This is a genomic window from Thioclava sp. F36-6 (genome assembly GCF_002020305.1).
GTDB lineage: Bacteria > Pseudomonadota > Alphaproteobacteria > Rhodobacterales > Rhodobacteraceae > Thioclava > Thioclava sediminum.
On record NZ_MPZX01000003.1, the window covers coordinates 438,389 to 451,014 of the forward strand.

12 protein-coding genes are annotated in these 12,626 nt (G+C 64.6%); 7 read left to right on the forward strand and 5 right to left on the reverse strand.

The features are described from left to right. Positions 1-15 precede the first annotated feature (15 nt). The 5 genes from BMI88_RS16245 (at position 16) to BMI88_RS16265 (ending at position 4,748) form a co-directional block, all read left to right on the forward strand. On the forward strand, positions 16-339 hold the full coding sequence (locus tag BMI88_RS16245; RefSeq protein WP_078520654.1) for a hypothetical protein: 324 nt from the start codon (positions 16-18) through the stop codon (positions 337-339). 196 nt (positions 340-535) lie between these two features. Then, positions 536-2,002, forward strand: coding sequence for a class I adenylate-forming enzyme family protein (locus BMI88_RS16250; RefSeq protein ID WP_246831910.1), 1,467 nt, complete (start codon positions 536-538; stop codon positions 2,000-2,002). Continuing rightward, a complete protein-coding gene (locus BMI88_RS16255) occupies positions 1,999-2,646 on the forward strand; it encodes a DsbA family oxidoreductase (protein WP_078550413.1) in 648 nt (215 codons plus the stop codon). Before BMI88_RS16250 ends, BMI88_RS16255 begins: the two co-directional genes overlap by 4 nt. 138 nt (positions 2,647-2,784) lie before the next feature. After that, positions 2,785-4,005: a multidrug effflux MFS transporter gene (locus tag BMI88_RS16260; RefSeq protein WP_078550415.1), complete on the forward strand. Its 1,221-nt coding sequence runs from the start codon at positions 2,785-2,787 to the stop codon at positions 4,003-4,005. Positions 4,006-4,073: 68 nt separating this feature from the next. Continuing rightward, the gene (locus tag BMI88_RS16265; RefSeq protein ID WP_078550417.1) at positions 4,074-4,748 is read left to right on the forward strand and encodes a class I SAM-dependent methyltransferase; all 675 of its coding nucleotides are present in this window, start codon (positions 4,074-4,076) and stop codon (positions 4,746-4,748) included. On the opposite strand, the gene mfd is transcribed toward BMI88_RS16265, so the two are convergent. Together mfd and BMI88_RS16275 are read right to left on the reverse strand one after the other, a co-directional pair. Continuing rightward, entirely contained in the window at positions 4,720-8,163 is a 3,444-nt protein-coding gene (mfd, locus tag BMI88_RS16270) for a transcription-repair coupling factor (RefSeq protein WP_078550419.1), read from the reverse strand. The genes BMI88_RS16265 and mfd overlap by 29 nt on opposite strands. Positions 8,164-8,212: 49 nt before the next feature. Further along, positions 8,213-8,746, reverse strand: a complete 534-nt coding sequence (locus BMI88_RS16275; protein WP_078550422.1) for a hypothetical protein — start codon at positions 8,744-8,746, stop codon at positions 8,213-8,215. 156 nt (positions 8,747-8,902) lie between these two features. On the opposite strand from BMI88_RS16275, the gene hemB reads away from it, so the two are divergent. Further along, positions 8,903-9,904, forward strand: coding sequence for a porphobilinogen synthase (gene hemB, locus BMI88_RS16280; protein ID WP_078540992.1), 1,002 nt, complete (start codon positions 8,903-8,905; stop codon positions 9,902-9,904). Positions 9,905-10,045: 141 nt separating this feature from the next. Next, entirely contained in the window at positions 10,046-10,603 is a 558-nt protein-coding gene (locus tag BMI88_RS16285) for a YSC84-related protein (protein ID WP_078520647.1), read from the forward strand. 99 nt (positions 10,604-10,702) lie between these two features. Here the strand turns inward: BMI88_RS16285 and BMI88_RS16290 are convergent, their stop codons facing one another. The 3 genes from BMI88_RS16290 to BMI88_RS16300 form a co-directional block, all read right to left on the reverse strand. Then, on the reverse strand, positions 10,703-11,326 hold the full coding sequence (locus BMI88_RS16290; protein ID WP_078520646.1) for a lytic transglycosylase domain-containing protein: 624 nt from the start codon (positions 11,324-11,326) through the stop codon (positions 10,703-10,705). A gap of 116 nt (positions 11,327-11,442) precedes the next feature. Continuing rightward, the gene (locus BMI88_RS16295) at positions 11,443-11,934 is read right to left on the reverse strand and encodes a helix-turn-helix transcriptional regulator (protein WP_246831911.1); all 492 of its coding nucleotides are present in this window, start codon (positions 11,932-11,934) and stop codon (positions 11,443-11,445) included. A gap of 54 nt (positions 11,935-11,988) precedes the next feature. After that, positions 11,989-12,588: a cytochrome b/b6 domain-containing protein gene (locus BMI88_RS16300; RefSeq protein WP_078550426.1), complete on the reverse strand. Its 600-nt coding sequence runs from the start codon at positions 12,586-12,588 to the stop codon at positions 11,989-11,991. Positions 12,589-12,626: the final 38 nt, after the last annotated feature.

Sequence of the window (12,626 nt, forward strand, 5' to 3'; positions counted from 1 at the left end):
AAAGGATCAAAAGCGATGAAATGGCACCATATCGAGGAAAACTGGGCGGCATTTTACGAGGCGATCGTGGACAAGTGGCCCGAAGCCGACGAGGCCGAACTTGACGAGATCGACGGCGATCAGAAGGCCTTCATTCGGTATATCGCCGAGCTGACCGAACAAGAGCCGGCGGACGCGCGCGACGAAATCCGCGACTGGATGCGGGGCGAATTGCCCTCCGACGTTGTCATGGACCCGACCCATGACGGTCATTCGATTGCGCTGTCGGCGAAATATGTCGGCGAGGGCGAAGACGAGTATGACGACGACGCCCGCTTCGGCGACGACGACGAAGAGTGAGCGTCGCGCGCCGTTGATCGGTTGCCGGGGGCTCTGCCCCGCGGCTCCGCCGCTCCCCGGGATATTTTCGCCAAGGCGAAGCGAAAGTGATGGCGGCGCGTTCGGGCTTGCTCGGGCGCCCGCTGCGTCCTAGCTAGGCAGCATGGATTCCGTTTACCGCACAGACCCGATCCCCGACCCGCCAAGCGCCTTTAATATGGCCGCACATGTTTTGGCGGCAGGGGCCGCGACGCCCGACAAGCTGGCGATGCAGATCGTGAAGCCCTCGGGCGCGCAGCGTTGGTCCTATGGGCGGCTGATCGCGGCGGTGCGCGGTGCGGGGACGCTTTTGCTCGACGCGGGGCTCACGCCCGGCGACCGCGTGATGCTGCGGTTGGGCAACGGGCCGGAATTTCCCATCGCTTTCCTTGGCGCCATCGCCGCAGGGCTCGTGCCGGTGCCGACTTCGGCGCAGTTGACCGAGGCCGAGATCACCAAGCTCGCGGCCGATCTCGATCCGGCGGCGGTCGTGGCGGGCGATGGGATCGCCCTGCCCGACCATCCGGCGCGCGTGATCCCTGCCGAAATTCTCCGCAAGGCCGAGGAGGCCACGCCCTGCGACTACGCGATGGGCGATCCGAACCGCCTCGCCTACATGATCTTCACCTCCGGCACGGGCGGTTCGGCGCGCGCCGTGATGCATGCCCATCGTGCGATCTGGGCGCGGCAGATGATGTATCGCGGCTGGTACGGCATGGGGTCTGATGACCGTCTGATGCATGCGGGCGCCTTCAACTGGACCTACACGCTCGGGACCGGGCTGATGGATCCTTGGACGCTGGGCGCGACCGCGTTGATCCCGGCGGACGGGGTCGAGCCGCGCAGCCTACCCTTGCTACTCAAACGGTTCGACGCGACGATCTTCGCAGCCGCCCCCGGGGTCTATCGGCAAATTCTGAAACATCACGAGACGCTGTCGCTGCCGAAGCTGCGCCATGGGTTGAGCGCGGGCGAGGCGCTGCCCGAACCCACGCGCGCGGCCTGGAACGCAGCGACGGGTACCAAGGTCTATGAGGCGCTCGGCATGTCGGAATGCTCGACCTTCATTTCGGGCAGTCCCGATCATCCCGCGCCGCCCGGCACCTGCGGCTATCCGCAGGCGGGTCGTCATGTCGCCGTGCTGGGCGAGGATGGGCAACCGGTGCCGCGCGGCGAGCCGGGACAGCTTGCGATCCATGAAAGCGATCCGGGCCGCTATCTGGGCTATTGGAACGCCCCCGAAGAGACAGCGGCGCGCCGTATCGGCCCTTGGTTCGTGACCGGCGACACGGTCGCGATGGGCGAAGACGGTGCGATCACCTATCTCGGGCGCGGCTATGATATGATGAATGCGGGCGGTTTTCGGGTCTCGCCGATCGAGGTCGAAGAGGTCATGCATGACTGCCCCGGCGCAGGCGACGTGGCCGCCGTCGAGATCGCGGTGAAGGCCGATGCCAGCGTCGTCGCGCTGGCCTATACCGGCGAGACCGGGGAAGACGCGCTGCGCGCCCATGCCGAGGCGCGGCTAGCACGTTACAAGCAACCCCGCCTTTACGCCCATATCGCCGCCCTGCCCCGCAACCGTAACGGCAAGGTGCTGCGATCCGAAATCCGCACCATGCTGCAACAGGAGGTCACGTCATGATCACGCTCGATATTTTCGCCGATCCCGTTTGCCCTTGGTGCTTCATCGGCAAGGCGCGGCTGGACCGGGCCTTGGCACAACGCCCGAACCACCCGTTCCAGCGCGCCTGGCAACCGTTCGAGCTGAACCCGACGATGCCGCCCGAGGGCATGGGGCGCGCCGATTACCTGCAGGCGAAATTCGGTCAGGACGGGGCCGCGAAGATGCATGTGCAGCTCCTCGAGATCGCGGAGGCCGAGGGCTACGATTTCCATCCCGAGCGCGTCACCCACCAGCCCAACACGCGCAACGCGCATCGCCTGCTCCATTGGGCGGGGCTGGAAGAGCGTCAGGAGGACGTGATGGAGGGGCTGCTGGCCGCGCATTGGCGCGACGGGCGCAATATCGGCGACGCGACCGTTCTGTGTGAGGTGGCGGAGGCCGCGAAGATGGATCCGCGACTGGTGGAGCGGCTGCTTGCCTCGGATGCCGATATCGACACGATCGTCGCGAAGGAAGCGCATGCGCGCGAGCGCGGGATCAACGCGGTGCCCTCGGTCGTTGTCGCCAATGCGCATCTGGTGAGCGGCGCGCAACCGACCGATTTGTGGCTGAAGGTGATCGACGAGCTGTCCGGCGCACCCTCCGACGCGACCCAGCACTGACCGCTTTGTCCGGCGTCGCAACCGCCGTCACTATCGCGTGAGCGCACAGGGGGCTGCGCGCCCGGCCCTCTGGCCAAATCGGCGCAGCTCCCTAAGCTCGCGCTTCGAATAAATCCGACTTTCGGAAAGTCCCCCAGAATGTCCCAGATCTCTGACGCGCCCCGGGCGCGCACGCCTCTTTCGCTGCCCGAACTTACGGTCATGCTCGCCTCGCTGATCGCGACGGTCGCCTTCTCGATCGACGGGATGCTGCCGGCCCTGCCGCAGATCGCAGAGGAACTGAGCCCCGATGCGGTCAACCGCGCGCAGTTGGTGCTGACCTCCTTCGTGCTGGGTATGGGCGTCGGCACGCTGTTTGCCGGGCCGATCTCGGATGCGCTCGGGCGTCGCAAGACCATCGCAGGCGGCATCGCGATCTACATGGTCGGGGCGTTCGTCGCCGCCCACGCACAAAGCTTAGAGGCGCTGCTGGCCGCGCGGGTGCTGCAAGGGATCGGCGCCTCGGGCCCGCGGATCACCGTGATGGCGCTGGTGCGCGACCTGTTCGCCGGGCGCGAGATGGCGAAGATCACCTCCTTCATCATGATGATCTTCATCCTCGTACCCGCCGTGGCGCCGTCGATCGGCCAACTCGTGATCGCGTTTGCGGGCTGGCGTGGCGTGTTCTGGGCTTTCATGGTCTTTGGCTGCGTCGGCGTGAGCTGGCTGATGATCCGGCAACCGGAAACGCTCGCTCCCGAGGATCGCCGCCCGTTGAACGTGTCGAAGCTGCGCGCTGCGGCGCTGGAAGTGATCACCCATTCCGATGTGCGGCTCTATATCGTGACGATGACGCTGGGTTTCGGGCAGATGTTCGCGCTGCTGTCGACCGCGCAACAGCTTTACGCGGCGCATGGCGTGACCGACACTTTCCCGATGTGGTTCGCCATCGGCGCGCTGATGGCGGGCACGGCCACGATCTTCAACGCGCGCTACGTGATGCGGCTGGGAATGCGCAAGATCGTCAAGGGGACCTATATCTCTCAGGTGGCGATCTCGGCGGTGATGCTGGTGCTGGTGCTTAGCGGGCTGACCGATGGCGCAAGCGGCTTCCCGTTCATCTTCGTCTATTCGGTCTCGGTCTTCGCGATGGCGGGCCTGACCTTCGGGAACCTGAACGCGCTGGCGCTGGAGCATATGGGCCATATCGCCGGCATGGCGGCCTCGATCGTGGCCGCGATCTCGACGGTCGGCGCGGTGGTGATCGCAGCCCCCGTGGGTCTGTCCTTCAACGGCACGGCACTGCCGATGGTGATCGCGACGCTGATCTGTTCGAGCCTCGCCTGGTGGCTGATCCGCAAGACGCAGGAGACCGACTGACGGGGCTTTACGCACGGGGGCAAAGGGCGCATACCCGCGCATCTTTCCCCGATCCCGAGTCGCTCCCGATGTCCTCGCCCTATGCCCGTCCCGGGTTCTACGATGAGGCGCTCGCCAAGGGTCGCCACCGCGACATCGTGGGCGGGCGCTGGGACGAGACGGGCCGCGCGCAGATGGCGGCGCTCATGGATCACGGGTTGCGGCCCGATCACGTGCTTCTCGATATCGGCGCGGGCGCGTTGCGGCTTGGCTGCAAGGCGGTGCCCTATCTGGAGCCCGGTCACTACTGGGGTACGGATGCCTCGCGCGCGTTGATGCTGGCGGGCTATGCGGCGGAGCTTGACGCCCGCGACCGGCTCGACCCTGTGCAGCTGGTGGAGGATGCGGATTTCACCTTCGCCGGTGTCACCGTCACGATCACCCATGCCATCGCCTTCGGCGTCTTTCCGCATCTGGAGAGCGATGCAATTGCGCGTTGCTTCAACGGGTTGCAGCGTTTTCCTCAACTGGAGTGCGTGCTGCTGACGGTGTTCCTCGCGCCCGATGAGGCGACAAGCCACCGCCAGAACGATGGCGTCGTGACACACGCAGGACGCGCGCCCTATCACCTTGCGGAAACCGCCCTCGACGCGATGGCGGACGCCTCAGGCTGGAGCCTCACCCGCGACGACCGGATGCTGCCGCGCGGACAGGTGATGTTCCGCGCGGAGCCCCTCAGGCCTTCGCCTTCTTCGCCTCGATAACCTTCTCGGCGAGATCGCGGGCAATCGCGAAGGCGCCCTTGATCTTGTCCTTGTCGTTCTTCCAATCGCGGCGAATGACCAGCTTGTTGTCCTTCACCTTGGCCAGATCGCGCTGCGCAGTCAGGAATTCCACGAGACCCTGCGGGTTCGGGAATTTGTCGTTGTGGAACTGGACCGTCGCGCCTTTCGGACCGGCGTCGAGTTTGGCGATCATCGCGCGTTTGCACATCGCCTTGATACGGACCACCAGCAGCAACGTGTTGACCTCTTTCGGAAGCTCGCCAAAGCGATCGATCAGCTCGGCGGCGAAGCCTTCCAGCTCGACCTTGGTAGTCAGGCTCGACAGGCGACGATAGAGGCCAAGGCGCACGTCGAGATCGGGGATGTAGGCCTCCGGGATCATCACCGGCACGCCGAGATTGATCTGCGGCGACCAGTCGCCATCCGCCGTCTCGGTCAGCTCGCCCGATTTCAGCTTCGAGATCGTCTCTTCCAGCATCGACTGATACAGCTCGTAGCCCACCTCGCGGATATGGCCGGACTGTTCCTCGCCCAGAAGGTTGCCCGCGCCGCGCAGGTCCAGATCCTGACTGGCGAGGTTGAACCCCGCCCCAAGGCTGTCGAGCGAGCCCAGCAGACGCAGCCGCTTCGAGGCCTGCGGCGTCAGCGGCATCCGCGGCTTCGTCGTCAGGTAGCAATAGGCGCGAGTCTTGGCGCGGCCCACCCGGCCCCGGATCTGGTAAAGCTGGCTCAGGCCGAACATATCGGCGCGGTGGATCACCATTGTGTTCGCGGTCGGAATGTCGAGGCCGCTTTCGACAATCGTGGTCGCCAGCAGAACGTCGTATTTACCATCGTAAAACGCGTTCATCCGGTCGTCCAACTCGCCCGCCGCCATCTGCCCATGCGCCACGAGATATTTCACCTCGGGCACGTGGGTTTGCAGAAATTCCTCGATTTCGGGAAGATCGGAAATCCGCGGCACAACATAGAAGCTCTGCCCGCCCCGGTAATGCTCGCGCAGCAGCGCCTCGCGCACCGTGACAGTGTCGAATTCGCTCACATAGGTGCGGATCGCGAGACGGTCGACGGGCGGCGTGCCGATGATCGACAGATCGCGCACGCCGGTCAGCGAGAGCTGCAACGTGCGCGGGATCGGCGTCGCGGTCAGCGTGAGCACATGGATCTCCGAGCGCATCTCTTTCAGGCGCTCTTTGTGCTGCACGCCGAAATGCTGCTCCTCGTCGATGACCAGCAGACCGAGATTGGCGAATTTCACCGATTTCGCCAGAACCGCATGGGTGCCGATCACGATATCGACCGTGCCATCGCGCAGCCCCTCGCGGGTCTTTGTGGCTTCCTTGGCGGAGACGAAACGCGACAACGGCTTCACGTTCAGCGCGGTGCCCCGGAAGCGTTCGGCAAAGGTCTTGTAGTGCTGGCGCGCGAGCAGCGTCGTCGGCGCGATCACCGCGACCTGCATGCCCGATTGCGCAGCCACGAAAGCCGCGCGCATCGCGACCTCGGTCTTGCCGAAGCCCACATCTCCCACGACCAGACGATCCATCGGCGTGCCCGATTTCAGATCGTCCACGACATCCTCGATCGCGCTCATCTGGTCGTCGGTCTCGGTATAAGGGAAGCGCGCGGCGAAGCTTTCCCACTCGTGATGCGGCGCTTCCAGAATGGGCGCATTGCGCAGGTGACGCTCGGCCGCGATGCGCATCAGCTTGTCGGCGATCTGGCGGATGCGCTCTTTCAGCTTGGCCTTCTTGGCCTGCCACGCGCCCCCGCCGAGCTTGTCGAGCAAGCCTTCCTCATGGCCATAACGGCTGAGCAGTTCGATATTCTCGACCGGCAGATAGAGGCGATCTCCGCCCGCATATTCCAGCAGCACGCATTCATGCGGCGCGCCAAGAGCCGTGACCGTCTCCAGACCCTTGTAGCGGCCGACCCCGTGATCGACATGGACGACCAGATCGCCGGGCGACAGCGTCGTGTGTTCGGTCAGGAAATTCTCGGCCTTGCGCTTGCGTCGCGGCTTCGAGACGAGCCGTTCGCCCAGCACGTCCTGCTCGGAAATCACGGTCATCTCGCCGCCGTCGCGCGGGGCTTCGAACCCCTCGTCGAGCGGCCAGACGGTGAGGTTCACTCCCGGCCCGATCTCGCGCGCAGAGCCGATCAGCTTGGCGCCGATCAGCCCTTCGTCTTCCATCAACCCGCGCAGACGCTCACGTGCCCCCTCGGACCAAGAAGCGATCACTACGGGCCCATCGGCCAGACGCGCTTGAACATGATCCTTCAAGGCGCTGAACAGGCTGACGTTTTCGACCTTGCGCTCGGGCGCGAAATTGCGCCCCACGCGCCCGCCCGCATTCAGGATGCCGGGTCCGGGCGGTGCCGGGATCACCTGCAGGCGCAGCACGCGAAGCGGTTTCAACACCGCCTCCCAACCCTCTGGGTTCAAATACAAAAGCTGCGGCGGAGCGGGTTTGTAGACCGAATCCAGCCGGTCGCGCCGGGTCATCGCCTCGCGCCGCGTGTCATACTGATCCGCAATCCCGTCCCACCGGCTTTCCTGCTGCGCGGCGATCTGATCGTCGAGCATCACCGACGCGTCGGGCAGATAGTCGAATACCGTCTCGAGCTTTTCATGAAAGAAGCCCAGCCAATGCTCCATCCCCGCCTGTTTGCGCCCTGCCGAGACGGCCTCGTACAGCGGGTCTTCCGCGCCGCCCGAGCCGAATTCGATCCGGTAATTCTGCCGGAAGCGCGTGATCGCGGCCTCGTCGAGGATGACCTCTGAGACCGGCGCAAGCTCCACGCCTTTCAGCTTCTCGGTCGTGCGCTGGGTCACCGGGTCGAAGCCGCGCGCGTCGTCGAGCACATCGCCGAACAGGTCGAGCCGCACCGGGCCGCCCTCGCCGGGCGGGAAGATGTCTATGATGCCGCCGCGGATCGCGTAATCGCCGGGCTCGGACACGGTCGAGGCCTGCGAGAAGCCCATCCGCACGAGGAATTCGCGCAACGCCTGCTCGTTGATCCGCTTGCCAACCTGCGCGGTGAAGCTCGCACCTGCCAGCACCTCGCGCGCGGGCACGCGCTGCATGGCAGCCGAGAGCGTCGTCAGAAGAACGAACGGCCCGGGCATCCCCGAGGCGAGCGCTGCCAGCGTCGCCATTCGCGTGGCCGAGATATCGGCATTCGGCGAGACCCGGTCATAGGGCAGGCAATCCCAGGCCGGGAAGTCCAGCACCGTCGCCTCGGGCGCGAAGAACGCAAGTGCCCCGCGCATGGCCGCCAGACGGCGATCGTCGCGCGCGACATGGATGACCGATTTGCCCTTGGCGAGCTCTTTGGCCAGCAAGGCGGCGTCGAACCCTTCCGGGGCGCCCGAGAGAAGAAAATGCTCCATAGCCAAGCGAGGTATCGGCCCTGCCGCCGGTGTCAAGTTGCTTCGCGCGTCAAACCAGCATCGAAGCGAGAAGGTTCTGATACATTCCCCAAAGTGCGCTCACGATGATCGCCACCACGCCGATCGCCTGCACGTTCACCCGGTGGCGCGAGAGCGCCTTGATTGCAAGCGTCGGATCATGCGCGAGCGCTGGGTCCGCGTCGAGTTTGTGCGCCAGACGCAGGCTCAGGCCGAACACCCCCATCATCGGCACCAGCAGCAGCGCGAATGCCTGCGCCGTCTCCGAGCCATAGATGAAACCGGTGATCAGCAGAAAGCTCAGCATGAACGGAATGGAGATCGACATCGAAAACCCCGCATCGCGCCGGATCCGGTTCAGCCTGCGCGCGTTCAGTGCCGTCATCGCGGCGAGATCCTCGGCCGCCTCGCCGCCCTTGCGGCGCGCGCGGATCACCATGTCCCACGGCACGCCCAGCACCCAATGCGAGGCCGAGGACCAGACTGCGGCCAGCGCGATCCAGTACCACAAGTTGGAAAAGCTGCGCAGGTCGATCAGCCGCGCGATCGTGTCGAAAACTTCCAAGCCCCTCGCCCTCGTTCTTCCGGGTCGTCGTGTCGCGGCCCCTCAAGTCGATGCATAGACCAGCCTCGGCCCGAGCGGAACCCCGCGCGGATCGGCCGCGCTTGCCTGTGGCAGCGATCCGTGGCACCCCTTTGGCTGAGCCAGAGGAGCCAGCCGATGAACCCGATCCTTCCGCCCTTCCCCCACACCCGCCTGCGCCGGATGCGCCGTACTGCCGCGCTGCGTGATCTCGCGCAGGAACACCGGTTGAGTGTGAAGGACATGATCTGGCCGATCTTCATCACCGACGTGCCGGGCGCGGATGTCGAGGTGCCGTCGATGCCGGGCGTTGTCCGCCGCACGCTGGAGGGTGCGGTGCGCGCCGCCGAAGAGGCCGCAAAGCTTGGTATCCCGGCGATCTGCCTTTTTCCCTATACCGATCCGGCGGTGAAGACCGAGGCCTGCGAAGAGGCCTGGAACCCCGAGAACATCACCAACCGAGTGATCCGCGCGATCAAGGCGGAGGTGCCCGAGATCGCGATTATGACCGATATCGCGCTCGATCCCTACAATGCGAACGGCCATGACGGGCTGGTGCGCGACGGGATCATCCTCAACGACGAAACCGTTGAATGCCTTGTGAAAATGGGGATTGCGCAGGCCGAGGCCGGGGCGGATATCCTCGGGCCCTCGGACATGATGGACGGGCGGATCACGGCGCTGCGCTCGGCGCTCGAAGCGGCGGGCCACGCCGATGTGACGATCCTCAGCTATGCCGCGAAATATGCCTCCGGCTTCTACGGGCCGTTCCGCGATGCGGTGGGCGCGACCGGCGCGCTCAAGGGCGACAAGAAGACTTACCAGATGAATCCCGGAAATTCCGACGAGGCGATCCGGCTGGTCGCGCGCGATCTGTCGGAGGGCGCGGATATGGTGATGGTGAAGCCGGGGATGCCCTATCTCGACATCTGCCACCGCGTGAAAGAGCAGTTCGGCGTGCCGACCTACGCCTATCAGGTGTCGGGTGAATACGCGATGATCATGGCGGCGGTGAAGAACGGCTGGCTGGACCACGAAAAAGTCATGCTCGAAAGCCTGATGAGCTTCCGCCGCGCGGGCTGCGATGGCGTGCTCACCTATTTCGCGCCGGAGGCTGCGAAACTGCTCGGTAACGGCTAAGCAGGGTCTTGCCACTTCAGCGTGAATTGGCTCAAGAAGAAGTGACAAAGCGGGTTCCCTCGTCTATTAATTGTGCCAAGCGGTCGTAATAAGACTAATCAGCCCGGCGCGAGATCGGGCATATCGAGCGGAGCGACAGACATGACGAAACTTTCCAGACGGACCCTTCTGGCGATGGGCGGTGCGGGGCTTGGCCTTGCGGCCTGCGGCAACGGCGTGGGCAGCGCAGGCAGCGCCAAGCTGGACGCGCGGGTCGATGCGACCCGGAACTACCTCCTGACGAAATATCCCGGCACCCGCGATCTCGAGAACAAGTCGGTCGGCGTACTCTGGATGCCTCTGATGACCGAAGCGGGTTTCGGCATCGGTGGCGCATTCGGGCGCGGCGCGCTGCGGATCAACAACGTGACCGTGGATTACTACTCGGCAGCGGCGGCGAGCTTCGGTCTGCAGATCGGCGCGCAGCAATATGCCCATGCCCTGTTCTTCATGACGCCCGAGGCGCTTGCCGGCTTCCGCCGCGGCGATGGCTGGCAGCTCGGCGCGGATGCGCGCTATGCGGTGCCGGATCAGGGCGGCGCGATTTCGGCCTCCACCCTGACCTCGACCGCGCCGATCATTGCGCTGGTCTTCGGCCAGGCCGGTCTGATGGCGGGCGCGACGCTCGCGGGCACGAAATACACCCGTATTATACCGTAAGATCAGCCGCTTCGGCGGCTCTCTTCACCCAAGACATAAAGAAAGCCCCGCAGATCGCTGATCTTGCGGGGCTTTTCTCTATTTGTGAGTTGCGAAGAATCAACCGCCGAGGATGATCCGCACATAATTCCGGGTCTCGCGATAAGGCGGAATGCCGTTATGTTTCGCGACGGCCTCCGGCCCCGCATTGTAAGCCGCGAGCGCCAGCCGCCAGCTTCCGAACCGGTTATACATCATCTTCAGGTAGCGCGCGCCGCCTTCGAGGTTCTGCGCCGGATCGCGGGGGTTCACGCCGAGTTTGCGTGCGGTAGCGGGCATCAGCTGCGCCAGCCCCATCGCGCCCTTATGCGAGCGCGCCTGCGGGTTCCAACCGCTCTCCTGCTGCACGAGGCGCAGGAACAGATCGGTCGGGATGCCATGGCGCGAGGCCACCGATTTCGCGGTACTCATATATTGGCCGCGATACTTGCCGTTGTAGCGCGGCACGTTCTCGACGCTGGCGGTCTGGGTCAGCTTGCCCTTAGGCGTCAGCCGCGAGGAATGTTCATATTGCTGCGCGGCGCGGGTATCGAGAATGTTGGTCTGGTTTCGGAACAGCATCGCGCGGGATTTCGAAGAACTCCCCTGAAGCCGCAGCCCCTCTGCCTGGGCGCTCATTGGGCCCGCCATCACCGCTGCCGCGGCAATCGCCGCCAGCCCGAGAATTCCGATCGTTCTACGCATCGGCCCCCACCACTCACTGTCCACGTATTCTGGGGCAAACTATAGAGAAATCAGCGAAAAGTTAAAGCAAAACGCCAATCGCCTCGGCAACCTCCCGCCGATAAGCTGCCGTAGCGTCAGATTGTATGCGCCTGTTGCTTTTTCGCATCGGCCTTGATGGGGCCGTGAAACAGCTCCTCCACGAAGATCGAAACGAGCTGAGAGCGGCCCGACACGCCCGCCTTGCGATAGACGGAATTGAGGTGGGATTTCACCGTGGCCTCGCTGGAGCCGCGGAAAGAGGCGGTCTCCGAGACCGAGAAGCCCTTGATGGTAAACGCTGCGACATCGGCCTCCGCGGGGGTCAGCCCCCATTGGTCGAACTGCGCGCTCATCATCTCGGCCATTGCGCCTTGTGCAGCCCCGATCGTGCGGTCGGCATGCGCCTGACGTCGCAACAGCGCCCAAAGCACGGCCGCCTCGACGACGATCCCCGCGATCAGGCCGAGATTGGCGAAAAGCTCCATGTTGAGATGCAGGGAGAGACGCCCGGCCTCGCGGAAGTCGTCGAACACGTCGGCCACGAAGAGCGATGTGCAGGCGGCTTGGAATATGATGAGGGCGACCAATGCGCCCTCTTTCGTCCAGATTGAGACTCGCTCTCGCGAAACCGCCATCGGCGCTTACCCTCTGTTGCCGCGGAACACCTTCTTACCGGTGATCATCGCGCGCGCAAGGTTCACGCGCAACCGGCGGCTTTCGAAGACAACGGCAGCGACATGGGCGGCAATCGAGACTTCGGCCCAGTTGACGGCGAGTTCATGCACTTCCTGAGGCCATTTCACGCCCCAATAGGCGTCAGTGGTCATCAACCAGCCCGATCCCGCGATGACGAGAAGCGTGATCAAAAGGTTGTAAATCATCAGCGCCCCGAGCGGCGAATGGCCCAGATGTGCGTGCCGCCTTCCCGTCGCCATATCGCGCAGCTGCGTCAGCGCGCCGGTGGGCGATGGCGGGAAATCCTTGAAGCGTGCGTGGCGGGTGCCGAACAGACCCCAGAGGATGCGCGCGGTCACGAGCCCCGCGACCGTGTAGCCGATCCAGTGGTGCAGATCGTGCTTCGGCGAGGTGAAGAACGCATTGGCGGTGAAGAGGCCCGCAATGGACCAGTGGAACACCCGGACGAATGGGTCCCATACGCTATGCGCACCGACGGGCGGCGGTTCTGCGTGAGACGTCTCCTGCGACGGAAGATCGGTAAAGCTCGCGTCTTCGATGGCCATGATCGGGCCCTCCTGCTGCTTCTGGAAAGACTGGCGTG